The sequence below is a fragment of the Kitasatospora sp. NPDC101235 genome, from assembly GCF_044767505.1.
Taxonomy (GTDB): Bacteria; Actinomycetota; Actinomycetes; order Streptomycetales; family Streptomycetaceae; genus Kitasatospora.
This window is the reverse complement of the sequence record NZ_JBIWNZ010000060.1, coordinates 1-20,414: the sequence shown is the minus strand read 5'-3', so window position 1 is coordinate 20,414 and position 20,414 is coordinate 1. Positions and strand designations below refer to the sequence as shown.

At 71.1% G+C, this 20,414-nt stretch carries 27 protein-coding genes and 2 pseudogenes; 15 read left to right on the top strand and 14 right to left on the bottom strand.

Going from position 1 to position 20,414, the window contains the following annotated elements; genetic code table 11:
• Both ACIRRH_RS42740 and ACIRRH_RS42735 read left to right on the top strand, forming a co-directional pair.
• Positions 1–126: pseudogene (locus ACIRRH_RS42740) on the top strand (TetR/AcrR family transcriptional regulator); the annotation flags it as partial.
• A gap of 914 nt (positions 127–1,040) precedes the next feature.
• Entirely contained in the window at positions 1,041–2,681 is a 1,641-nt protein-coding gene (locus ACIRRH_RS42735; RefSeq protein ID WP_403078780.1) for an SMI1/KNR4 family protein, read from the top strand.
• A gap of 69 nt (positions 2,682–2,750) precedes the next feature.
• Here ACIRRH_RS42735 and ACIRRH_RS42730 read toward each other — a convergent pair whose 3' ends face one another.
• Entirely contained in the window at positions 2,751–3,383 is a 633-nt protein-coding gene (locus ACIRRH_RS42730; protein ID WP_403078779.1) for a hypothetical protein, read from the bottom strand.
• 51 nt (positions 3,384–3,434) lie between these two features.
• Entirely contained in the window at positions 3,435–3,965 is a 531-nt protein-coding gene (locus ACIRRH_RS42725; RefSeq protein WP_403078777.1) for a hypothetical protein, read from the bottom strand.
• A gap of 182 nt (positions 3,966–4,147) precedes the next feature.
• Here ACIRRH_RS42725 and ACIRRH_RS42720 point away from each other — a divergent pair, with 182 nt between their 5' ends.
• Both ACIRRH_RS42720 and ACIRRH_RS42715 read left to right on the top strand, forming a co-directional pair.
• Positions 4,148–4,360, top strand: coding sequence for a hypothetical protein (locus ACIRRH_RS42720; protein ID WP_403078776.1), 213 nt, complete (start codon positions 4,148–4,150; stop codon positions 4,358–4,360).
• Complete coding sequence (locus ACIRRH_RS42715; RefSeq protein WP_403078774.1) at positions 4,357–4,602, top strand: hypothetical protein; 246 nt, start codon at positions 4,357–4,359, stop codon at positions 4,600–4,602. Before ACIRRH_RS42720 ends, ACIRRH_RS42715 begins: the two co-directional genes overlap by 4 nt.
• 46 nt (positions 4,603–4,648) lie before the next feature.
• On the opposite strand, the gene ACIRRH_RS42710 is transcribed toward ACIRRH_RS42715, so the two are convergent.
• The 3 genes from ACIRRH_RS42710 to ACIRRH_RS42700 form a co-directional block, all read right to left on the bottom strand.
• The gene (locus tag ACIRRH_RS42710; protein ID WP_403078772.1) at positions 4,649–4,876 is read right to left on the bottom strand and encodes a serine protease inhibitor; all 228 of its coding nucleotides are present in this window, start codon (positions 4,874–4,876) and stop codon (positions 4,649–4,651) included.
• 231 nt (positions 4,877–5,107) lie between these two features.
• Positions 5,108–5,389, bottom strand: a complete 282-nt coding sequence (locus ACIRRH_RS42705) for a barstar family protein (protein ID WP_403078781.1) — start codon at positions 5,387–5,389, stop codon at positions 5,108–5,110.
• Between the two features lie 93 nt (positions 5,390–5,482).
• Complete coding sequence (locus ACIRRH_RS42700; protein ID WP_403078770.1) at positions 5,483–5,944, bottom strand: hypothetical protein; 462 nt, start codon at positions 5,942–5,944, stop codon at positions 5,483–5,485.
• 542 nt (positions 5,945–6,486) lie between these two features.
• Between ACIRRH_RS42700 and ACIRRH_RS42695 the strand changes: the two genes are divergently transcribed.
• Entirely contained in the window at positions 6,487–6,663 is a 177-nt protein-coding gene (locus ACIRRH_RS42695; RefSeq protein WP_403078768.1) for a hypothetical protein, read from the top strand.
• Positions 6,664–7,144: 481 nt separating this feature from the next.
• On the opposite strand, the gene ACIRRH_RS42690 is transcribed toward ACIRRH_RS42695, so the two are convergent.
• Together ACIRRH_RS42690 and ACIRRH_RS42685 are read right to left on the bottom strand one after the other, a co-directional pair.
• On the bottom strand, positions 7,145–7,510 hold the full coding sequence (locus tag ACIRRH_RS42690; RefSeq protein WP_403078767.1) for a hypothetical protein: 366 nt from the start codon (positions 7,508–7,510) through the stop codon (positions 7,145–7,147).
• Complete coding sequence (locus tag ACIRRH_RS42685; protein ID WP_403078766.1) at positions 7,510–7,938, bottom strand: hypothetical protein; 429 nt, start codon at positions 7,936–7,938, stop codon at positions 7,510–7,512. The genes ACIRRH_RS42690 and ACIRRH_RS42685 overlap by 1 nt, the downstream gene beginning before the upstream one ends.
• A 50-nt stretch (positions 7,939–7,988) precedes the next feature.
• Here ACIRRH_RS42685 and ACIRRH_RS42680 point away from each other — a divergent pair, with 50 nt between their 5' ends.
• From ACIRRH_RS42680 to ACIRRH_RS42660, 5 genes are all read left to right on the top strand, one after another.
• The gene (locus ACIRRH_RS42680) at positions 7,989–8,519 is read left to right on the top strand and encodes an SMI1/KNR4 family protein (RefSeq protein ID WP_403078765.1); all 531 of its coding nucleotides are present in this window, start codon (positions 7,989–7,991) and stop codon (positions 8,517–8,519) included.
• On the top strand, positions 8,516–9,766 hold the full coding sequence (locus tag ACIRRH_RS42675; protein WP_403078764.1) for an MFS transporter: 1,251 nt from the start codon (positions 8,516–8,518) through the stop codon (positions 9,764–9,766). The genes ACIRRH_RS42680 and ACIRRH_RS42675 overlap by 4 nt, the downstream gene beginning before the upstream one ends.
• Positions 9,767–10,039: 273 nt before the next feature.
• The gene (locus ACIRRH_RS42670; protein WP_403078763.1) at positions 10,040–10,396 is read left to right on the top strand and encodes a hypothetical protein; all 357 of its coding nucleotides are present in this window, start codon (positions 10,040–10,042) and stop codon (positions 10,394–10,396) included.
• 113 nt (positions 10,397–10,509) lie between these two features.
• A complete protein-coding gene (locus tag ACIRRH_RS42665; protein WP_403078761.1) occupies positions 10,510–11,556 on the top strand; it encodes a pYEATS domain-containing protein in 1,047 nt (348 codons plus the stop codon).
• Positions 11,557–11,733: 177 nt separating this feature from the next.
• Positions 11,734–12,192, top strand: a complete 459-nt coding sequence (locus tag ACIRRH_RS42660; protein WP_403078760.1) for a hypothetical protein — start codon at positions 11,734–11,736, stop codon at positions 12,190–12,192.
• A gap of 141 nt (positions 12,193–12,333) precedes the next feature.
• Here the strand turns inward: ACIRRH_RS42660 and ACIRRH_RS42655 are convergent, their stop codons facing one another.
• The 6 genes and pseudogenes from ACIRRH_RS42655 to ACIRRH_RS42630 all read right to left on the bottom strand — a co-directional run bounded on the left by ACIRRH_RS42655 (position 12,334) and on the right by ACIRRH_RS42630 (position 14,885).
• Positions 12,334–12,567 (bottom strand): DUF6296 family protein, encoded by a 234-nt coding sequence (locus ACIRRH_RS42655; protein ID WP_403078759.1) that lies wholly within the window; start codon positions 12,565–12,567, stop codon positions 12,334–12,336.
• A 13-nt stretch (positions 12,568–12,580) separates the two neighbouring features.
• Positions 12,581–12,973, bottom strand: coding sequence for an STAS domain-containing protein (locus ACIRRH_RS42650; RefSeq protein ID WP_403078756.1), 393 nt, complete (start codon positions 12,971–12,973; stop codon positions 12,581–12,583).
• Between the two features lie 139 nt (positions 12,974–13,112).
• Positions 13,113–13,502 carry a DUF2267 domain-containing protein gene (locus ACIRRH_RS42645; protein WP_403078754.1) on the bottom strand — a complete coding sequence of 130 codons (390 nt, stop codon included), beginning with the start codon at positions 13,500–13,502 and terminating at the stop codon, positions 13,113–13,115.
• Positions 13,503–13,567: 65 nt separating this feature from the next.
• Complete coding sequence (locus ACIRRH_RS42640; RefSeq protein WP_403078752.1) at positions 13,568–13,972, bottom strand: DUF2267 domain-containing protein; 405 nt, start codon at positions 13,970–13,972, stop codon at positions 13,568–13,570.
• A 109-nt stretch (positions 13,973–14,081) separates the two neighbouring features.
• Positions 14,082–14,324, bottom strand: a pseudogene (locus ACIRRH_RS42635) (STAS domain-containing protein); the annotation flags it as partial.
• Positions 14,325–14,450: 126 nt separating this feature from the next.
• On the bottom strand, positions 14,451–14,885 hold the full coding sequence (locus ACIRRH_RS42630; RefSeq protein WP_403078750.1) for an Hsp20/alpha crystallin family protein: 435 nt from the start codon (positions 14,883–14,885) through the stop codon (positions 14,451–14,453).
• A gap of 113 nt (positions 14,886–14,998) precedes the next feature.
• On the opposite strand from ACIRRH_RS42630, the gene ACIRRH_RS42625 reads away from it, so the two are divergent.
• From ACIRRH_RS42625 to ACIRRH_RS42605, 5 genes are all read left to right on the top strand, one after another.
• Positions 14,999–15,694 (top strand): type III effector protein, encoded by a 696-nt coding sequence (locus ACIRRH_RS42625; RefSeq protein ID WP_403078748.1) that lies wholly within the window; start codon positions 14,999–15,001, stop codon positions 15,692–15,694.
• Entirely contained in the window at positions 15,669–15,917 is a 249-nt protein-coding gene (locus ACIRRH_RS42620; RefSeq protein ID WP_403078747.1) for a hypothetical protein, read from the top strand. The genes ACIRRH_RS42625 and ACIRRH_RS42620 overlap by 26 nt, the downstream gene beginning before the upstream one ends.
• A gap of 585 nt (positions 15,918–16,502) precedes the next feature.
• A complete protein-coding gene (locus ACIRRH_RS42615; protein WP_403078745.1) occupies positions 16,503–17,699 on the top strand; it encodes a PP2C family protein-serine/threonine phosphatase in 1,197 nt (398 codons plus the stop codon).
• A gap of 360 nt (positions 17,700–18,059) precedes the next feature.
• Positions 18,060–18,269: a ferredoxin gene (locus ACIRRH_RS42610; RefSeq protein WP_403078743.1), complete on the top strand. Its 210-nt coding sequence runs from the start codon at positions 18,060–18,062 to the stop codon at positions 18,267–18,269.
• The gene (locus tag ACIRRH_RS42605; protein WP_403078741.1) at positions 18,259–19,620 is read left to right on the top strand and encodes an NAD(P)/FAD-dependent oxidoreductase; all 1,362 of its coding nucleotides are present in this window, start codon (positions 18,259–18,261) and stop codon (positions 19,618–19,620) included. Before ACIRRH_RS42610 ends, ACIRRH_RS42605 begins: the two co-directional genes overlap by 11 nt.
• Positions 19,621–19,839: 219 nt before the next feature.
• Here the strand turns inward: ACIRRH_RS42605 and ACIRRH_RS42600 are convergent.
• On the bottom strand, positions 19,840–20,414 hold a 575-nt coding region (locus ACIRRH_RS42600), incomplete at its 5' end, for a transposase (protein WP_403078739.1).

The window sequence follows — 20,414 nt, the reverse complement described above, 5'->3', positions numbered from 1 at the left end:
GGACGCGGCCTGACGCACCGCGCCGTCGACGCGGCCGCACAGGTGCCGCCCGGCACCACCAAGAACTACTTCCCGACCAGGGACGCCCTGCTGCGCGCGGTGGCGGAGCGCTGCCTGGAGCAGTACCGGGGGCACACCCCGATCATCCACCACCCGGCCGACGGCGAGGAGACGGCGATGGGCGCTGGAGCTCCCCCAGCGTGGGTTCTGCGGTCGGCGGGACGCTCACAACAACTCCGAACAGGCGTTCCCCGCGCCGGGGGTCATCGCAGGCCTCGAACCGGCGAGTGGCGTTCGGGCTGTGATGCGGCGCGCTGGAGCGGTCGCGCAGGCCCTCGACGCCTTCCTCCTGGTAGCGCCGCCGGTCGGGTGGCCCCGGGGAATCTCGCCCCGGGGCTCCCACAGATCCCGGCGTGAGCGGGGTGTTAATCACGGGGCACTGGTTCCGGGAGGGTCCGGTGCAGCCGTCGGGGTACTGGATCTGCGGGGGGGCGGGCGTCACCGGTCCGAGCACGTTCGGGCGCAGGGGCGGTGGTTGCGGCCGGCGCATGCGTTCAGGGCGCAGTGGATCGCGCCGTCCCGGTGCCGTAGGTGTGGGCACCACCGGCTGCATACGCGGCACGTGCCGTGGCGGTGGGAGGAGTATCTGGGTGCGGGGCGCGGCGAGGCCGGCTCGGCCGGGGATAACGGGGTGGGGCGCGATGAGCAGGTGGAGCAGTTGGCCGGGGTGGGCCGGGTCGGTCTCCAGGGCGTCGGCGAGGTCGGTGGCGGCGGCTCCGCTGTCGTTGCCGGTGTTCACCAGTTCGCCGGGCCGTCGGGATCGGTGGGCTGCGGGGTCTGGCAGATCGTGTCCCGGTGGTGGAGGTTCCCTGTCAACTTCAGCGTGTTGAGGTGGACACCGACACGAGGGGGTCTGCGCTCCATGACCGTTGGCTCCACCAGGCTGAGCCTCCGGTAGTCCCCGGCCGGGATCCTGCAGACCGTCTCTGTCATGGCCCCCTGCGATGATCACCGGTGTGTCGACAGAAGCGGAACAGAACATGGCCGAGCTGATTGAACAGGGCGTCGCGCGGGTGGCCAGGACAATTGTGGCGAACGCACCGGAGGGGTGGACAGAGGCGGTGCTGGTCAGCACCGAAGGCCTTTTCGGTCTCAACATCTCCGGCGAGTGCATGCTTTCCGGCGCGACCGCGCGGCCGTTCCATCTGGCCCGTGGCGACCAGGACCTGCGTGACGTGACCGCGGCGGTGGGTACAGCTCGCGGCTGGGAGCGCACCCGGCTGGAGATACGGTGCCGGCCGTCCGGGGAGTACTCGCTGGCCGCCTCCCGCGACGTCGTCTCACGCCTGTACGGAGAGCGTCCGGGCTTTCTGGCCGTCCTGGATCACGGCTACCGGCTCTCCTCGGCGGGGTACGCCCAGAAAGAGGGCGCGGCCGGCCCTGCGGGTGATCCGGACCTGGCGCTCGCCCGACTGCGCGCCTATCTGAAGCGGCGTTCCGACATCCTGGGACGCTCCGAGACGCTGCCCCCGCCCGTGACCGGGGTGGCCCTCGCCGACGCCGAGCGCCGCCTCGGCCGGCCGCTGCCCGCCGACCTGCGGGCGCTGTACCTGTTCGCCGACGGCAGCGGGGAGGACGCCTGTGGCCTGTTCGGCAACCTCAGCTGGATGCCTCTGGCCCGGCTGGTCGCCGCCAACGCCGACCTGCGGGAACCTGTGTGGACCGGCTGGGAGAACCACTGGGACGCGGCCGTCCTGGACGCCGACCCGCCCAGTACGGTCCGGCGCTGCCACGAGCACCCCGCGTGGCTCCCGTTCGCCACCGCCGACGACGGCAACTACCTGGCGGTCGACATGTCCCCCGCCCCTGCCGGACGCCCCGGACAAGTGATCCAGATCGGCCGCGACTACGACGACGGGCCGCTCCACGTCTGCGACTCCGTCACCTCGCTCCTCGCCCACTACCTGAACCTACTGGACCGCGGCGCCTACGAGGTGGAGAAAGCCGACATCGACGTCGACTGCATCGAATTCGTGGAAGGTCCACGCGAGCCCGGGCCCGATCCCGAGCTGCGATCCGGCGAAATCCCCCAGAACGTGCCGCCCGGTCTCCAGGCTGTTCTGATCCCGGTCAACGCTCCCACCAGCCCGATGGACCTCACCCCGCTCGCCGCCGCGCCCCACCTGCGGCGGCTCGAACTCAAGCGCCGCCCCGTCACCGACCTGGCCCCCATCCGGGACCTGCCCGTCGAATCCCTGGCCGTCACCCTCCACAGCGCCAACCTGACACCACTCAACGGCCACCGACACCTCCGCTCGCTCGACCTCGCCACCACCGCCACCACCGACCTCACCCCGCTACGCACGGCACCGAACCTGCACGGCCTGGATCTCTCCCAGGCCGCCGTCCAGGACCTGACCGTGCTCGCGGACTTCCCGCACCTGCGCTACCTGGCCCTCACCAGCAGCCAGTGGGCCGTCTTGCTGGACAAGGACAAGGTGCCGCCAGCCTTGGCCGCCGCCCGCCTGGCCGAGCGCGACGCGTCCCGCACCGAGGCGCTGTCCTGGGCGGCAAGGCTCGGCCTGCCCGTCGGGGCGCCTCTCGTCATCTCCGGCACTCTCGCTCCGGACGGCCAGATCGACCGGGCTGCTCGGCACCGAGCTGAAGGGCTCCACCCTTGAGTCGGTGCAGGCCGGGGATCACGTGACCTCCTCCGTCTCGGAGGCCATGGCGGCTGGTCCTGCGAGCGGTCAGCGGGCGGCCTTCGAGGCCCGGTAGTTCTCGCACAGGGTGCGCAGGTGTTGGCGCTGCTCGCGCAGGATCTCGTTGTGGTCGACTGCCGTGTCGCGCAGATAGACCCCGTCCTTGAAGTGCTGGAAGCCGATCGTCTCCCACAGCGCCGCGATCTTGCGTGTCGCCGCGGCGCTGTACGCCTCCGTCACGAGGCTCTCGTCCTCGGGCCACTCGGTTGCCCCGGGCTCGACTGCGACGGCACAGCATCCGCCTTCCAATCTCCGGATCGCTTCCGCAGCGAAGAGTGGTCCCAGTCCGAAGCCTCGGTAGGTGGGGTCCAGGTACACCCGGTCCAGCACCAGCAGGTCGCCGACGGGCATGTCGATGGCCTTCTGGAACTCCTCGTTGTAATCGTTGCCGTCCAGGACGGCCTCGGCGATGCTGAGCAACTCCCCGGACTCGCTGTCGGCGGCCGTCAGCCGGCTGTGCCCGGTGTAGTCCCGGAGCCGGTAGAGGGTCAGTTCTCCGGCCTGTGGGCCGTCCTCGTCCTCGTCGCCCATCGGCGCGACGGACACCGTCCAGCGCTCCGCCGTGTCGCTGTGGGGATCGTCTGTGCCGAACTGGGAGTGCTGGTAGGTCAGGGTCAGCATCCCGGGGTTACTGGGCAGCTCACGGGGGGATCGGCGCACAGTCATGACCGGTCAACGAGCAAGGTCCGCCGGAGGTTCGAGGTGACTCAGACGTGGTTGGTTGGGATCGCTCCAGTCGACGGTGCGGATGGAGTCGCGGGACCAGGCGCGCCACCCGTGCAGGCTGGAGTCGAAGTACCCGGTGAGGCCGACCGTCTGGATCTTGGTGGGTCGGCCGTCGGCGTCTTCCTCCAGGACCGAGGTGATGGGGAGGCCTGCGATGACGGCGTAGCCGCGGTGCGCGACGCGGGTCCTCCAGTCGGTCGGCACGTCCATCTGGAAGTAGGGGGCCGTGCCGTGCTCGGACTTCCAGGTGAAGATGACCTTCGGTTCGGCGAGGGCGGGGTGGGTAACGACGTCGGTCGGAGGGACGGGCGGGACGGCTCGCGGGTTGTGCCCCGGCAGCGTGGAGCCTCGGTGCAGGCGAGCGTTGATCACGTCCATGCCCGACTCGCGCATCCGTGCGTGGTCGGCTTCGAACAGCTCCAGGAGCCTGGCGCTGACCGCTTCGCCGATCGCCCGGCGGGCTTGTTCCACCTTCATGACCACTCCCATGCCGGCCCTTCCTGCTGCGGTCGCTCGGGCGCCGGTCGGGGCGCCCCACCCGGCCACTGTAGGGACCGCGAGATCGGTGCAGGTGGGGATTTGCGCGGGTCCGGTCCCGAACGGGTGCTACCTGCCCGATACCGGTCCCGAGCAGCCGGTACTGGTCCATACTGCCGTCCATGAGCGATGTGGAGAGCGAACTCGACGATCTGTTGCGCGAGTTGGACTCGTCGCCGCGCTGGGCGTCTTCCCAGCGCAAGTGGGTTGACGATCCGGCACTCCTGCAGGTCGTCCTGGAGGCGGCAAGCAGGCCCACAAGGCCCGCGAGCAGCTCGACGCTCTCGTCGAGGCATGCACCGAACCGTCGGATCTCGTCACGTGGCGGGCCATGACGATGGGCGCGTGGCAGCTGAAGGGCGAGGCCGCCGAGCGCCGCGATGCCGATCGCCGGCAGTCGGCGGAGCAGCTCGTACGCCAACGCGCAGCCCAGCGGCGCGCGGCGCTGGACCTGGTCGTGCAGTTCGCCGATGACCAGCGCACGCAGCTCGCCGCGCGGGAGGAGCGTGCCCTGGGCGAGGTAGCGGCCGGCCCGCCGAAGGAGCGGGACGGCGGGTGGTGGCCCCGGCTGGACTGACGCGGCCAGCTCAGGGTGACGCTTCCGTGGTGAGCTGGTCCGCTGGTCAGCCGACCCGGGGTGTCACCGTGACCAGGCGCGTGTCCGGGTCGAACCACAGCCACACCCGGTCCGGCCGGAAGTCACACGTGACGTCGTGATCCGTCGGCACGGGCCCCACATGCAGACCTGGGTCCTCGGTCTCGATCGCGGCCCTCGCCGCGTCGACATCGATGCCGACGAGGTGAGGCCAGGAGCGCAGGGAAGCGAGATCGAAGTCGTCATCATCCGTCATGACCGTCACCCTGCCCATTTCTCGGTCGGCTGACGCTGCCCGCTCAGCGCATCGGCGATCCGGCCGGGGCCGCGCCGCCACCGACTGGACCGCGTACCTCGATGCCCGTAGCGCCGGCCGGGTCTCAGGAGGCGAGACAACCGGGCCCTGACGGAGCAGGCCGTTGCCCACTTCGTTCCTTCTCCTGGTCAGGCGCCGTCTTCAAGGGGGCGGGATTACCCGTCGTTTCCCTTACTGGAGCACGACGGTGACGCCGCGCTCGCGGAGGAGGTTCACGGTCACCTCGAAGTAGGACAGGCCGCCACAGTGGTACAGGATGTGTCCGGCGAGGGCGCGGCGGGCGATGTCGGCGTGGTGCCAAACGAGGGTGAACGGGGGGACGACGGAGGGGCCGCCGCCCAGGTAGTCGTCCACCGAGTCAAGGCATGTCCCGTAGTTCGCACCGGGGCCGAGCAGGGCTTCTCCGAGCGCCAGCAGCACGCTGGTCTTGCTGGTGACGTGCCGTCCGTCCAGGTCGTACGTCCCGCCGGAGAGGCCGTCCGGCCCGTATGAGCCGATGCGGGTGAGGTCCAGCCACTCGGACTGGCCCTTGGCGTCGAACTGTGCTCACTGGTTGCGCAGGGCGGGAACGCCGTCGGACCAGATCTCCCAGACGGGGCGGGCGGCCAGGGTGGGGCGGTCGTCCCCGGGGTCGGAGAGGGTGACGTCGATCAGGATTCCGCCGAGGACGGACGGCCGTGCCTCGACGATGTGCAGGTTGAGGCGGTGCCTGGTCATCGTTCGGCCATAGCGGTCGAGGCGCCAGAGCGCGATCGAATCACCCGTCTGCGGAAGGGGACGGCGCAGCAGAGCCAGCAGCGGTTCGGCGGGTTCGCAGCCGATCAGGTGCACGGGCTCGCTCGGCCGCCGGGGGCGCGAGGTGAACAGGCCGGCGATGGAGCGGCAGCTGCCCGAAGGACCGTTCTCCAACAGCGATGGGAGCCACAGGTCGAACCGAGGGCTCGCAGGCAGCTGCTTGCTGCCCCAGAAGTCGTCCTCCCTGACGCCGGTGCCTACGACGATGTCCACACGCTCGGGATCGCCGGGCGTGGGCCACTGGGCCAAGACGGCCGTGTCCTCCAGGTCCCAGATTCGGAACGGCCCGCCGTTCGAGGGGTCCGTGGGCTCGATCGAGAGCGTCCCGTTCCCCAGCAGCCGCACAGGCTGAGCGCTGTTTGTAACGGCCTGGGCCAGCAGGCTCTCACGCGGGCAGCCGCGAAGCGTCAGAACCTCTCGCGACAGCGGAGGCGGGTCCACGAACAGACCCTCGACCTCCGCGCACCGCCCCCACAACACGCCCTCCTCCTCATCTCCGATATCTTCCCGCACCAGGAGATACCGGACTGGGAAGTCCCGCTTCCACCCCACATGTTCCTCAGACCGCACGCTTCTCCCCTGTCACCAGGCTGTCTTGGCGCGCCAACCCTACGGCTCGCTGACACCGAAGCCCTCCGAATATCGCGTGCTTGGAATGACGCTCCCTGCCAGTCGGCGCGGATGAGTGGGACACCAAGACCCGCAAGGCCTTCGCCAACGACCTCACCGACCCGCAGCTCGTCGCCGTCTCCGCGGTGAGCAACCGCTCCAAGGACGACAAGGGCCCGGACGCCTGGCGACCTCCGCTGCGCTCCTACTGGTGCACCTACTCCCGCGCCTGGATCCACGTGAAGAGTCTCTACCACCTCAACCTCACATCGACGGACGAGCAGACCGCGCTGGCCGACATGCTCGACACCTGCGACCAGTGACCGGACCCGCAGCCGTGCCGGAGCGGTACGAAGCACGCGTGACCGCCGGGCCGGCGGGGTGATGACCGACGAGGCCGGCTGCGTCACCGGTGACCTCACCATCGTCACCACCACCTTCCCGAACTGGCAGGCCTGGGTCGCGGTCCAGTACACCGGCGCCGACGAGTGGTACACCCTCACCGGCACCCTCGTACCCCTGGCCGACGGCTACCACCTCGCCGAGTACCACCAGCACGTCCTCGACGCCGTCCGCACCGGCGGCGAAGCCGCCGCCCCGCCTGCGGTCCAGGGCCCTGACCTCGGACGCGGTCGCCTTGGAGGCCCGCAATGCAGCACAGGCCAAGGACGAGCCGGCCGTCCCTGCACCGCGGCCGTCTGCCGGGCCGGAAAGGGCCGCGTGAGGTGTTCTGACGGTCAATGCGTCGGTCACCGCGGTGGTGGCCGGCGCTTCGCACGTGCCGTTGCAGTGTGGGTGCCTGGGTCACCGGGACCAGGGACCGGGCCCGGCCGAGGACTGTCCCCATCCCGTGCCCGGGCCGGTGGTCCAGGGCGAGTCGAGGGTGACAGGGCTACGGTCGTCGTCGCCGGGCCGGGTGAGGCCGGTGGTGTCGTGGCCCCAGGCGGTCAGAGCGTCAAGGGCCTGCCGGCGCCACCACCGCGTGTCGCAGGCGAGCAGGAGGCGGCGGGCCCGCCCGGCCAGGCCATCGCGGTGCCCGGTCAGGCCCGGATGCTCGGCGAACACCAGGGCGGCCGACAGTGCCGACTGTACGACAGCGGTGTCCGGATCGTCGAGGTACGGCGTGACGGCCTGGAACAGCAGCGGCCGCAGTGCCCGTGCCGCCGCCATCACCGGGGTGTAGCCCCGTCCGCGAACACCCCGCCGAGGCGGTGCTGGAGATGTGCCGGGCATGGTTCGTCGAAGTCGTGGGCCACGTCCGCCAGCCAGCCCAGCAGCAGGGCGCACACCCCGTCCGCCGGCCCCGGATGCTGCTCCGCCCGGTGTCCCAGGACTGCGGCCACGCACAGCGCCGCCGGCACAGTCGCCTCGTAGATCGTGTTCTGGTGCCGCAGACCGAGGCCAGCGAGCACGTGCTCGGCCTCCTCCGCGGTCAGGTCGTCGCCGAGCAGCCAGCCCAGCGCACCCGGTACCTCCCGGCCGGGCCCGAACCCGGTGTCCAGCAGCGACCAGTCCGTGTCCCGCAGCACGGCCCACGGGTCCGGCAGGACATCGGGCAGCGGCACTGGAAAGCCCGTGTGCAGGCCGGGAGTCGTCACCTGCCGCACCCTAGGACTCGCCACCGACACGCCCTTGGTAGGTTCTGCGCGTGACAGCCACCGACGACCGGCATTTCCCCTCCCCACTGGCCGCCGCGCTCGCGGTACCGTTCGACTACGACGGCGGCGAGAGCATCGAGTTCGAACCCTTCGACGCCTTCCTCTCCGCGGAGGACACCACCGACTGGTTCCGTGCCTGGACCGGCAACGACGAGCTGGCCGGCGACGCTTTCCGGGTTTTCGGCCAGGACGGCACTGGCGGCTACGCGGCGTTCTGGCTGGTTCGCCCCGACCGTGCGCCCGCCGACCAGCCGGTCGTCTTCCTGGGATCGGAAGGGGAGACCGGCGTCGTCGCCTCCGACCTGGCCGACTTCCTGTGGGTTCTCGCCGCCGGCCTCGGCCCCTTCGAGGCAACCACCGACCGCGACACCGGCCGGACCCCGCACCCCAGCCCGCAGCGGACCGCCATCGCCGAACGGTTCGCCCCGCACCGCCGGCGCCCGGCCGAAGCCATCACCGAACAGGCAGGCAGAGAGTTCCCCGACTTCGACGACACCGTTCCGCTAGCCTGCCGTCCATGACCAAGGGCGGCGTGGCAGGCCGGATAGGCCGCATAGCGGGGGACAACGGGCCGGAGCGCGTGCTGATTGCCGCCAGTTTCGTCAACCGTGTCGGTAATGGTCTGTTCAACGCGGCGTCGGCGCTCTATTTCACCTTGGTCGTGGGCCTGCCCGCGGTGCAGGTCGGCGCCGCGCTCACCATTGCCGGAGTGATCGGCCTGTGTGCGGGGATACCAGGCGGGCATCTCGCCGACCGGCGAGGAGCGCGCACGATCATGATGTTGGCCCTCATGGTCCAGGCGGTGTCGATGGCGGCCCTCGTCCTCGTCGAGAGCTGGGCCGCGCTCACGGTCATCGCGACGGTCGACCAGATCGCCGCGGCGGCCGGCGGGGCAGCGTGGGGCGCGCTGGTGGTCAGAGTCGGGGGTGAGCGCCCGGCCCTCTTCCGTGCCAAGCTGCGTACGTTCGTCAACCTGGGCGTCGTCCTGGGAACGGTGGGTGCGGGGCTGGCGCTGGCCGCGAACACCCGCAGCGCCTATGTCACGCTGATCCTCGGCAACGCGGCGAGCTTCGCCCTGTGCGCGGTGCTTCTGTTCCTGCTGCCCCGCTATCCGATACTGGCAGCGCCGCCGCGGCAGCGGCGCTGGCTGGTCTTCGCGGATCGTCCCTTCCTGGCGTTCACCGCCCTCTACGGGGCCATGGGACTGCAGTATCCGGTGGTCTCGCTGCTCCTGCCGATCTGGATCTCTGAGCACACCGAAACGCCACGCTGGACGGTGGCCGCGCTGTTCGCCGTCAACTCTCTCTTCTGCGTGCTGATGCAGACCAGGATCGGCTCGCGTATCGAGACCCCGTACGACGGCGGCAGGGCGTTTCGCACTGCGGGGCTGCTCTTCCTCGTCAGCTGTCCGATGATGGCGCTGGCGGCGTACGCCCCAGTCTGGGCCGCGGTAGGACTGGTCCTGGCGGCGATCTTCGTCCATAGCCTGGGAGAGGTCTGGGAGTCCTCGGCGTGCTTCGCCCTGGGTTTCGGTCTTGCCCCCGACCATGCCCAGGGCCAGTACCAAGGTGTCCTCGGGCTCGGCTTCAGCGCGGGCCAGGCTCTCGCCCCCGCGATCCTCACCACGGTGGTGCTCGGACTCGGCACGGCGGGTTGGCTGCTGCTGGCGTTGTTCTTCGCGGCACTGGGCGCTGTCGGCCCGTCTCTTGCCCGCTGGGGCATGCGTACCCGGCCGCAGCCAGGCGTTGCCGCAGAAGTGACGGGATAACCAGCGAGTAGGTGTCAGGAGCCTTCTTCCTCGTCGTTCACGTCCAGCTCCGGCGCGTCCGGGTCGCGCAGCGGGCGCAGGGCGCCGGCGACCGGTGTCGCCGCACTTGCTCTGCCACCAGCACAGCTTGGCGGGCCCGCACTGTCCGGGACAGCATCGGAACGGTGCGTCTACGGGAGACACTCCCGCCGACTTCGTGAAAGCAGCGGCACATCCGTTGCGTACCTGATTGGCTTGGCGGGCATACTCATGGCAGGCAGATGAGGGGGACGCGTGGGTGGCGTGTGGCTGTCGGTGGCGAGCGACGACCCGGTCGAGGAAGCCGCGGAGCTCGCGGACTGGTTGCGGCACGAACCGGAACTGCGGGGGCGAGTCGCATTCGCCGAAGCCGCGCCCGAGCCGGGTGAGTTGGGGGCGATAACCGACACGCTGGTCGTTGCCGTGGGCAGCGGAGGGGCGTTGACGGTGCTGGCCGCAGCGCTACGAACGTATCTGTCTCAGCCGCGCAAGGCGGACATCCGGATCGAGGCACGGGTCGATGACCGCAGTGTGACGGTGACAGCCGAACACGTAGCCGACGTTGAGGCTTTGCTCCACGAGACCCTTCGGCACCTAGATGGTCCTCGGTAGTCGGGATGAGCGCTGCGCCTCGTGAGTCGTCGCCTGTGCGAGAAGTGCTTTCGCGATATGCCTCGGCAGACTCGGGCGAGGCTCGCGCGGTCGACCCCCGTCGGTCCCGAATCGTGCTGGTCGGCGCGGCCACCTATGACGATCCACGGCTCACAAACGTGCCGGCGGTCGCCAACAACCTCGCCGATCTGCGGGAGGTGCTGCTCGACCCGCGGTTGGGTGGTTTCGATCCTGCGTTCTGCTGGACCGCGCCCCCTACGGCCGGCATCGCCAAGGTCGGCGACCTGCTGGGACAGGCCGCTGCGGAGGCCGAGGAACTGCTGCTCTTCTACTACAGTGGCCACGGATTGCTCGAACCGCGCCGTCGCGAGCTCTACTTGAGCCTGTCGGCCACCCGGCCGGACCGACCGCAGTTCACCGCCTTGCCGTTCGAGGCGGTACGCAATGTCTTTCTGGACAGCAGGGCGGCCGTTCGCGCGGTGATCCTGGACAGCTGCTTCAGCGGGCGAGCGATCGGCGCGACCCTGGCCGAGGACGCGGACACCATCCTGGGCCAGCTCCAGGCAGCCGGGACGTACACCCTGGCCTCGGCCCCGGGAAGCCGAACGGCTCTGGTCCTCCCCGGAGAGCGGCACACAGCATTCACCGAGCGACTGCTGCGACTGATGCACACCGGTACTACGCAAGCCGGAGCCATGCTCAGCCTCGGTGATATCTACCGGCATCTGCAGGCCCAGCTCCAGGCCGAAGGGTTGCCGGCACCGCAGCAATGCGGCACCGAAACGGCTGACCTGCTGGGCCTGGTCCGCAATCGGCATCCTGACCGAAGGCACGCCGCAGCGCCTGCGGCCCTCACAGAACCGACAACCCTTCACCTGGCCCACACCGCCCGGTCGGACGGCTCGCAGACCCCAAGCGGTCGCAATTACTTTCGAATCAACGTCTACCTCACGAGCTTCGAGGCCGCCGAACTCGATCGCGTCACCAAGGTCGTCTACCACCTGCACCCGACATTCCCCGATCCGGACCGCGCGGTAACCGACCGGTCGAGCAACTTCGCGCTGGTGGTGCGCGCCTGGGGGGAATTCAACCTCACAGCCGACGTCTATCTGGCAGGCCGCCGCGCGCCCATCCGGCTTGAACGCTTCCTCAACATCTGACCGTCAGGAGCTCGTCAGGATGACCAGCCGCGGTCGACCGCTCCTTCGACGCACTCGCCGTGTCCCGGTCGACGGCATACCGGCTGCTGGACCTGGCGGCCGTCGCCAAGGCGATCGAGGACGTCGTCGGCCGCCAAGCCGGGCCGGGGCTGTCCCACGGCGTGGGACAGCCCCCTGGTGCTGCCCGTGCGGGCGGTCGTCGAGATCCGCGGGCGCCTGGCGGAGCTCGCGGACCTGGTCGGCGAACACCTGGCGCAGGCCCGCGCCGACGCCGGCGGCCGACAGCTGGATCCGGGCCGGATCGGGGCCGCGGTCGCGGCGGCCGTCGCCGAGCTGCGCGGGCGGCCAGACGCCCCGGCCGCCGAGCTGGAGAGCGCACCGGGCCCGGACGGGTATCCGGTCGAGGCATGGCGGGCGCTGGTGGCCCGCGGGCACGGCCTGGCGCGGCAACGGCTGGCCGCGCACCGCGAGCTCGGGCTGCTCGCCCTACGGGTGGTACCCGGGTACATCGCCGAGCGGGACGCCGAAGACGTCCTGCACATCCTTGGCGAGGAGATCGGCAGCAACGCGGAGAAGCTGCGCTCCTGTCGCCGGTTCGTCCTCACCGGCGACGCGCGGGCCATCGACTGGTTCTGACGAACCCGCAGGTCAACGGGGGCGGCTTGTCTGGTGAGGTCTCGTTTTTTGAAGTAGCAAGTTCTGCCTGCCTGACTACCCTGCGTGCATAGGCGTTGTAGTAGCGTCCCGGTGCTGGGGCGAAGAGCCGCGGACACCCGCTCAGGGCAGCGGCACGACGTGAAGGCAGGTGTGGTGGCCGGGCCCCGGTAGCGCGGTGAGCGGCCTCGCTGCCTCTCCTTCGATCGCCACGCGGAAGGTGCCCGCCTCATCCGCGTACACCGGCACCCCTGCGGCGGTCAGCTCTCCGGTGGGGTGGACGACGACGACCTCGGGCGGTCCGTGCCGACCGGGGGTTCCGCGCAGGGTGACCGCGTAGCGCTGGGGTCTGTCCATCGGTCGCTTCACTTCATCCGGTGCCGGCCAGGGCGGCGCGGACGCTGTCGTGGACGGTGAGCACCTCGTCAGCACCGATGATCTCCAGCAGTCGGCGGGTCTGGGAGGTGGGCGCGGCCAGCACGAGCGGAATGCCGGCGGCGCGGGCGGCGATCCGGGTCTTGAGGAGCACGTTGAGGCAGGTGGAGTCACAGAAGCTCAGGCCGGCGAGGTCGACGACCAGCCGGGGCGGGCGCTCGGCCACGGCACGCTCAAGCACGCTCTCCAGCCGCTGGCGCTGGTCGTGGTCGACTTCGCCGTGCAGGTGGAGGACCTGGGCGGTGCCTCGGATGGTCGTGGTGGTGATCCGCAGCAGTGGCGCGGGGACACCGGTGTTCTCGAAGCGTGTGCCGTGCCGGGGGGACATGGGGGCTCCCTTCCGGCCGGGGAAAGGTGTCCGTACACGAGCCTGTCCCAGGCCGGTGGCCTCGTCCAAGAAGGCCGCGCCTGCCGAAAGCGAAGGCCCGGCCCGGCGTTGGTCCCGCGTACGCGGGCCGGATCCTGCTTCAGGCGACGGCGGCCAGGTCCGCGCGGCCGAACAGCAGAGCGTAGCCGCGGGGCAGGTGGGCGAGGAGGCGGTCGGTGAGGCGGTCGTCGGTGAGGGTGGCCAGGACGGAGGAGGCGTCCCAACGGGCGGCGGTGAGGCTGGTGCCCAGGGTGTGGGCGAGGGTTTCGACGAAGGCGGGGGCGGCGACGGGGTGGGGCAGGGGGATCTGGGCGGCGAAGACGGCGCGGGCCCGCTCGGGCAGGGCGGCGGCGAGGTCGCAGCGTTCGTCGCCGGTGAGCTGGGAGCCGAGGAGGGCCAGGACGGCATCCAGGACGCGTTCGGCTTCCTCGTCGCTGGGGTAGCGGCCGCTGGTGCGGACCTGCTGGAGGAGGCGGCGGTAGCGGGTCATGGCGGGCGGCCTTCCGAGGTGGGGCCGCGATCGACGCGGCAGCGCGGGCAGGGGTACGGCGGGGGTCAGGGGCGGTGGCCGGCCCGGGGGCGGCCGAAGAGGAGGTCGTAGCCGGGCGGGAGCTGGAACAGGATGCGGTCCATGAGCTGGTCGCCGGCGGCGTCGGCGACGGTGGACAGGACGGCGCCGATGTCCCACAGGGCGGTGGTCTCGGTGGCGCCCTCGATCCAGGCCGCGGTGGCGCGCACGAACCGCTCGGGATCGAGCGGTTCGGCGGCCTCAAGGGGATTGAGCAGGATCAGGGCCATGGCCTCGGGCAGGCAGGCGGCCAGGTCCGCGCGGACCTGGCCCACCAGGTGGGCGCCGAGCAGGGCCAGCACGACGCGGGCCGCGCGCTCGGCCTCCTCGGACGTGTCGTACTCGGCGCGTTCCTGGACCGTGTCCAGGAACGCCTCCCATCGAAGCGTCACCGCGGGTCCTCCTTCCGAGCGAGGAGCGGACCGGGCCCGGCCGTCGCCTGAGCGGTGCGGTCAGAGGGCCGTGGCCAGGCGGCGGGTCAGGCCGGTAACGGAGCAGCCTGGCGACGGGGTGGGCGATCCCGTGCAGGACCAGGCGGGAGCCGGTTCGGTCGGCCAGGTTGCGGGCATGGACGAGGGCGCCCAGGCCCGCGCAGTCCATGAACGTCACCTCCGACAGGTCGAGCACCACCTCGCGGTGCTCGGCCAGCGCGCGGGCCAGCTTCCGGCGCAGGTGCGGGCCGGTGGCGAGGTCGATCTCGCCGCGCGCCCGCACCGTGAACGCAACCGGGCCCTGGTCCTGCATGGGGCTGCTCGCTGTCCGGCCGGCGCGCGCGTGGCGGGTGGGATCGGGGGTGACGGTGGCGGGGGTGTCCCGCGCCGCCCCGTCGGGGGGATGTTCGGGGCGGTGCGGGACGGCATCGGGGGCGGGTCAGGCCTGGATCTGCTTGCGGCTTCCGCTGTGGCCGACCGTGACCTTGCGGGGCTTGGCCTTCTCCGCGACCGGGATCTTGAGGGTCAGCACGCCCGCGTCGTAGTCGGCGGTGATGCCCTCGGGGTCGAGGGTGTCGGAGAGCATGACCTGGCGAGAGAAGACGCCGAGCGGGCGTTCGGACAGCTCCCACTTCACGTCCTCGCCCTGGTGGCGCGGCCGGCGCTCGGCCTTGACGGTCAGCATGTTCCGCTCGACGTCGATGTCGATCGCCTCCGGGTCCACCCCGGGCAGGTCGAAGCAGATCACGTACTCCTCGCCCGCGCGGTACGCGTCCAGCGGCATCGGCGTGGGACGCGACCACGTGCCGCTCGTACCGAAGAACTGCTGGCTCAGACGGTCCAGCTCGCGGAACGGGTCGGTGCGCAACAGCATCGCGAAACACCTCCAAGTGGGATCAAAGAGTGCCAGTGCGCTTTCACCTGACACCGTTCTAACACGTCATCCACCCGATGACAAACCCAATTCGTCATCGGTAGAGTGACAACATGCGTGAGAAGCCACCGAAGCCCGCCACCAAGCCGAAGACGCCCGTCGAACCGGCCTCCTTCCTCGCCGCCGCCGCGGCCCTGGCCGCCATCGACCATGCCGTCCGCACCGCCCAAACCCCCGACAACACCCCGCCCGGCACCTCCAGGCCCGAGGAAACCGGCCCCGCACAGGCCCTGGCCGCCCTCGTACTGCTGCGCGACCTACGCACCCAGCTCGCCGGCTGGGAAGCCGGACTGGTCGAGAACGCCCGCAACGCCGGCGCCACCTGGGCCGACCTCGCCCACCCCATGGGCGTCGCCAGCCGCCAAGCCGCCGAGAACCGCTACCTGCGCCTACGCCCCGCCGGAACCACCCACCGGACCGCCGGGACCGGCGCGGAACGCGTCAAGGCCGTCCGCGACCGCCGCGCCGCCGAACGCACCGTCGCCGCCTGGGCCCGCGACAACGCCGCCGACCTGCGCGTCCTCGCCGCCCAGATCACCGCCGTGACCGATCTGGCAGCCGATGCCCGCCCCGCCCAGGCCGCCCTCACCGCCGCCCTCGGCACCCCCGACCCCGCCGACCTCATAGAACCCCTCACCGCCATCCGCCCCTACCTCGGCACCGGCCAACGCAACCTCGCCACCCGCCTCGACGCCCTCACCCACCACACCACCCAACTCCGCAATGACAGCAACCGACGCCGCGCCTGACCCCGTCACCGCCACCGAGAAGCGCTGGCAGCACCTCCTGGACCGAATCCACCACCTCGAAGCACGAGTCGCCGCCACCGCGAGCACCGCGACCGCCGCCCTCGACACCCACCTCGCCCGCCTCGACGCCCTGCGCCACCACCTCGCCCACCCCACCTGGCCACTACCCACCCCCGACCCGGGCACCCCCCGGGCCACACCACCGCACTACCCGCCGGCCTGACATGACCGGAAGCCACCCCGCAATCCGCAACCGCCTGCACCGTCAAGCCCGCCCGGTGTCTCACCGACGCGAGGAGGCTGGTGCCGGCGGAGACCGCGGCGTGCATCGCCCGGCAGCCCGAGGCCGACGCCCTGCCCACCCGCGTCCCACTGGCCCTGCCAGCGGGCGCTCTGCTGGACCCGATAGATCGCGACCGAATAGGCGTTCACCGGCCCGATGGCCCTCGCCCGGCGCATGGTAGCCAAGGACTTGGGCAGGGCGAGGGCCTCGCGGACCTTCCGCAGCTTGACCGGGCCGAGCCTTCGGGCCAGCCGCCGGAAGATCGGGGTGTCCCACCCGTGCCACACCCCGACCTGGTCCTGCCGGTGCGCGCGGTCGTCTACCTCAAAGGCCGCACCGCGGTTCACCGACCTGATCGCCGAGCGTTTCACCGATGCCCACCAGGACGCTGACGGCGCTGGGTTTGTTGAAACCCGACCACGGCCTCGGTGGCCACCAGTACAGCCGTCGGCAAGCCGCGCACCGAAGCCGCACCGGCCTCAGACTCGAAGGAGGGACCAAAACGGCGAAAGGACCCGGTGCGCGATGGCGGAGGAACCGGGGGCCGCACTGGGCCTCTTTCTGGAACGGTCGCACACTGCGGCCCCGCTGCAGGTGCCGCAGTTGGTCGACGAGGCGGCCCGCCTGCTGGGGATGGAGTCGGCGACCGTCTACCTGGCGGACATGCAGGAAGACCAGCTGGTGCCCCTGCCCAGCCCTGGTGAGGACGGCGAGGCGGGGGCACTGGCGATCGAGGGGACGGTGGCCGGGTGGGCGTACCGGACGATGTCGCTGCGGCTGTCGCACCGCCGGCCACTGGCGGTGTGGCTGCCGCTGGTCGACGGCATCGCGCGGATCGGCGTCCTGCAGATCGTCGCCGACCGGATCACGCCCGCGATGCTGGACGGCGCCACGCAGCTGGCCGCGGTGACCGCGCTGACCGTCGTCTCCAAGAGCGGGTTCAGCGACGTGTTCAGCCGCGCCGCCCGCCGGCGTCCGATGACCACCGCGGCAGAGATGGTGTGGGCGTTCCTGCCGCCGCTCACGCTGGGCACCGACCGGGTCACCTCCACGGCCGCGCTGGAGCCCGCTTACGAGATCGGCGGGGACGCCTTCGATCACGGTCTGGACGACGGGCGCTTGCACCTGTCCGTGGTCGACGCCATGGGGCACGACCTGGCGGCGGGGCTGGCCTCCGCCGTCGCGCTGGCCGGCTGCCGCTCCACCCGCCGCGCGGGCGGAACCCTCACCGACATCACCGACCGGATCGACGAGGACTTGCACCGCTGGCAGCCCGGCGGACTGCTCACCGGCGTCTTCGCGGACCTGGACCTTGGCACCGGACAGTTGGCCTGGATCAACGCCGGCCACCCACCGCCGCTGCTGATCCGCGCCCACCACGTCGTGCCGGGGGCCTTGGAAGCCTCCGGCGAACTCCCGCTCGGACTCGGCCCCGACTACGAGCACTCCCGCACCGTGCACGAGACCCAGCTGGAACCCGGCGACCGTGTCCTGATCCACACCGACGGCGTCACCGAAGCCCGCTCGGCCACCGGTCGGCAGTTCGGCGAAGACCAGCTCATCGACTTCGTCACCCGCGCGCTCGCCGCCGGCGAGCCCGCCCCCGAAGCCCTGCGCCGCCTCATCCACGCCATCCTCGACCACCACCACGGCCAGTTGCAGGACGACGCAACCATCGTCCTGGCCGAATGGCACCCCGAAACCGGCGACACCCGACTGTGACGCTTTCGCCCCCGACTCGTTGCAGACAGCGGTCCCTGAACAGGCTCAAGTCCCTTGCCGCTGCCGGCCAGCCCGACCCTTCGTGATCAACATGCCCGCGCCTGTCGAGCCCACGGACGACTTCCGCTTGCGCCGGACGTTTATCCGGGCTGGCCGAGACCTGCGCCCGGCGCCGTCGCTCCGCCGGGCTCTGGAGAAGGTCGCCCTGGCACAGGGCAACGGCCGCCCGTCAGGATCGATACTGGCAGGACATCGGCCTGGAACCGTGGACGACCCAGTAACGGACCCCTGTCTCGCGGTCGCCAGGCGAGAGAGCGGCTCTCCACCCATCCTGGAAAGGAAGTGGCGGAGGGAGCGGTGATGCAGATCGTTGTGGACCTCACGCGCTGCCAGGGCTATGCACAGTGCGTGTTCCTCGCACCGGAGGTGTTCCAGCTGCACGGGGAGGAGGGGCTGCTGTACGCCCCAACCGTCCCCGACGATCAGCTGGAGCGCGTACGCCAGGCCGCGGCGGCATGCCCGGTCCAGGCCATCCTCCTCGGCAAGGAGGTGAGCGCCGGTGGCCGATGACCTTCGAGACGGCCGGATCGTCATCGTCGGTGCGTCGCTGGCCGGGCTGCGGGCCGCCGAGACGCTGCGCGAGGAGGGCTTCACCGGCTCACTGACCGTGGTGGGGGACGAGCCCTATCCGCCCTACGACCGGCCGCCGCTATCCAAGCAGGTGCTGCTCGGTCAAGTGGCGGCGAGTACCACCGGGCTACCCATGCGCCGGGACCCGGACGCCGACTGGCGGCTCGGGGTGCGCGCCAGCGGCCTGGACCCCGTCAGGAAACGGGTGATGCTGGCCGACGGCGAGTCGCTGCTCTACGACCGGCTGCTGATCACCACCGGCACCCGGGCGCGGCCATGGCCCAACCCGGAGGAGGCCGCCCTGGACGGGGTCTTCACCCTGCGTACCCGCGACGACGCCGCGGGTGTGGCCGAACGTCTGGCCGCCGGCCCGCAGCGGGTACTGGTGATCGGCGGCGGCTTCACCGGCTCGGAGATCGCCTCAGCCTGCCGGGAACGGGGCATCGAGGTCACACTCACCGAACGCGGCCCCGCCCCCCTGGTAGGCGCGCTCGGCGGCACGCTGTCGAAGCTCGCGGCCGCCATGCACCGCAACCACGGCGTGGACCTGCGATGCGGAGTGACCGTCACCGCCCTGCGCGGAGACCGGGGCCGGTTCACCGGTGCGGACCTGTCCGACGGCAGCCACGTGGAGGCGGACGTGTGCGTCGCGGCCCTGGGGGCGATCCGCAACGTCGAATGGCTGGCGGACTCCGGGCTGGCGGCGGGCCCGCGCGGGATCGCCTGCGACGCCGGGTGCCGGGCCTTCGACATGTACGGCATCGTCACCGACGACGTCTTCGTGGCCGGCGACGTCTCCCGCTTCCCCCAACCGCTGTTCGGTTACCAGATGCTCTCCCTGGAACACTGGGGCAACGCGGTCGCTCAGGCCGAGGTGGCGGCCCACAACATGGTCAGTCCCGGGCCGCTGCGGCGCCCGCACCTCACCCTCCCCACGTTCTGGTCGACCCAGTTCGGGCTCAACATCAAGTCGGTGGGCGTGCCCACCTACTCCGACCACGTGGTCATCGCCCAGGGCTCGCTGGAGGAGCGCCGGCTGGCGGTGGTCTACGGCTACCAGGGGCGGGTCACCGCCGCGGTCACCGTCAACATGGCCAAGTCACTCGACTACTACACGCACCTGATCGAGACCGCCGCCCCCTTCCCGCCCACGCCCGGCGCCTCCGACCGCCCGCTCGCGGCCGAAATCCCGATTCCCTCCGACGTGCCGGACCCCAAAGGGCTCTCCCACGGCCCCACCGTCGCGCTCACCGGCCACCTGCCGTACCGCCGGCTGATCGTGGTGCAGTAGTCACCGGCTGACCGTTCCACCGTCCCCGAGGAGCCCCACATGACCGCCGACACCCTCCTGGAACGGATCACCGACTACGCCAACCGCCCCAACCCCTACTAGGGCTTTGTTAGGTGCGGTGGTGTGGTTCGGGTGCTGGTGCGGGTTGGCCGCATATCGAGCAGGCGCCGGTCCAGGTGGCCAGGAGGGCCTGGAGTTCGCGGAGGACCGCGTAGAGGGTCAGGCCGGCGCAGGGACTTTTGGGTCGATCCTGAGCATGGTGCAGAACGCCTGGGCGAGGGAGGCGAGGGTGACGTGGCGGTGCCAGCCGGGAAAGTTGCGGCCTTCGAAGTGGTCCAGGCCCAGGCCGTCCTTGAGCTCGCGGTAGTCGTGCCCGACACGCCAGCGGATCTTGGCGATGCGGACCAGTTCACGCAGCGGGGTGTCGGCGGGGAGGGTGGAAAGCCAGTAGTCGGTGGGCTGGGCGGCGCCGGGCGGCCACTGGGCCAGCAGCCAGCACTCGGGCAGGGAGCCGTCGGCGGCGCGGCGGATCTGCCGGTTGGCCGGTCGCACTCGCAGCGCCAGGAACCGGGAGCGCATCTCGGCACGGGGGTTGTGCTTGGTGGTCTTGCTTCCCTGCCGCCAGGTCACCGTTCGCGTCGCCGATCTCCCCGCGTCCAGGGCGAGTTGGCGCAGGGTGGTGTGCGGCTCCGGGTAAGCCGGTCCGGGTGGGCGGCCCTGGCCGCTGTAGGGCGGGCGCTCGGGGACCACGTCGCCCGGGTAGGCGGTGGTGGTGCCCTTCACCGCAACGGCGT

Bases quoted from the DNA above. Each gene is read 5' to 3' on its own strand.
- ACIRRH_RS42675 (WP_403078764.1), top strand. From the start codon at position 8,516: ATGACCAAGGGCGGCGTGGCAGGCCGGATAGGCCGCATAGCGGGGGAC.
- ACIRRH_RS42630 (WP_403078750.1), bottom strand. From the start codon at position 14,885: ATGCTGTTGCGCACCGACCCGTTCCGCGAGCTGGACCGTCTGAGCCAG.
- ACIRRH_RS42710 (WP_403078772.1), bottom strand. From the start codon at position 4,876: ATGACGGATGATGACGACTTCGATCTCGCTTCCCTGCGCTCCTGGCCT.
- ACIRRH_RS42715 (WP_403078774.1), top strand. From the start codon at position 4,357: ATGACGATGGGCGCGTGGCAGCTGAAGGGCGAGGCCGCCGAGCGCCGC.
- ACIRRH_RS42650 (WP_403078756.1), bottom strand. From the start codon at position 12,973: ATGTCCCCCCGGCACGGCACACGCTTCGAGAACACCGGTGTCCCCGCG.
- ACIRRH_RS42620 (WP_403078747.1), top strand. From the start codon at position 15,669: ATGACAGCAACCGACGCCGCGCCTGACCCCGTCACCGCCACCGAGAAG.
- ACIRRH_RS42725 (WP_403078777.1), bottom strand. From the start codon at position 3,965: ATGAAGGTGGAACAAGCCCGCCGGGCGATCGGCGAAGCGGTCAGCGCC.
- ACIRRH_RS42690 (WP_403078767.1), bottom strand. From the start codon at position 7,510: ATGGCGGCGGCACGGGCACTGCGGCCGCTGCTGTTCCAGGCCGTCACG.
- ACIRRH_RS42655 (WP_403078759.1), bottom strand. From the start codon at position 12,567: ATGGACAGACCCCAGCGCTACGCGGTCACCCTGCGCGGAACCCCCGGT.
- ACIRRH_RS42610 (WP_403078743.1), top strand. From the start codon at position 18,060: ATGCAGATCGTTGTGGACCTCACGCGCTGCCAGGGCTATGCACAGTGC.
- ACIRRH_RS42735 (WP_403078780.1), top strand. From the start codon at position 1,041: ATGGCCGAGCTGATTGAACAGGGCGTCGCGCGGGTGGCCAGGACAATT.
- ACIRRH_RS42615 (WP_403078745.1), top strand. From the start codon at position 16,503: ATGGCGGAGGAACCGGGGGCCGCACTGGGCCTCTTTCTGGAACGGTCG.
- ACIRRH_RS42645 (WP_403078754.1), bottom strand. From the start codon at position 13,502: ATGACCCGCTACCGCCGCCTCCTCCAGCAGGTCCGCACCAGCGGCCGC.
- ACIRRH_RS42625 (WP_403078748.1), top strand. From the start codon at position 14,999: ATGCGTGAGAAGCCACCGAAGCCCGCCACCAAGCCGAAGACGCCCGTC.
- ACIRRH_RS42730 (WP_403078779.1), bottom strand. From the start codon at position 3,383: ATGCTGACCCTGACCTACCAGCACTCCCAGTTCGGCACAGACGATCCC.
- ACIRRH_RS42720 (WP_403078776.1), top strand. From the start codon at position 4,148: ATGAGCGATGTGGAGAGCGAACTCGACGATCTGTTGCGCGAGTTGGAC.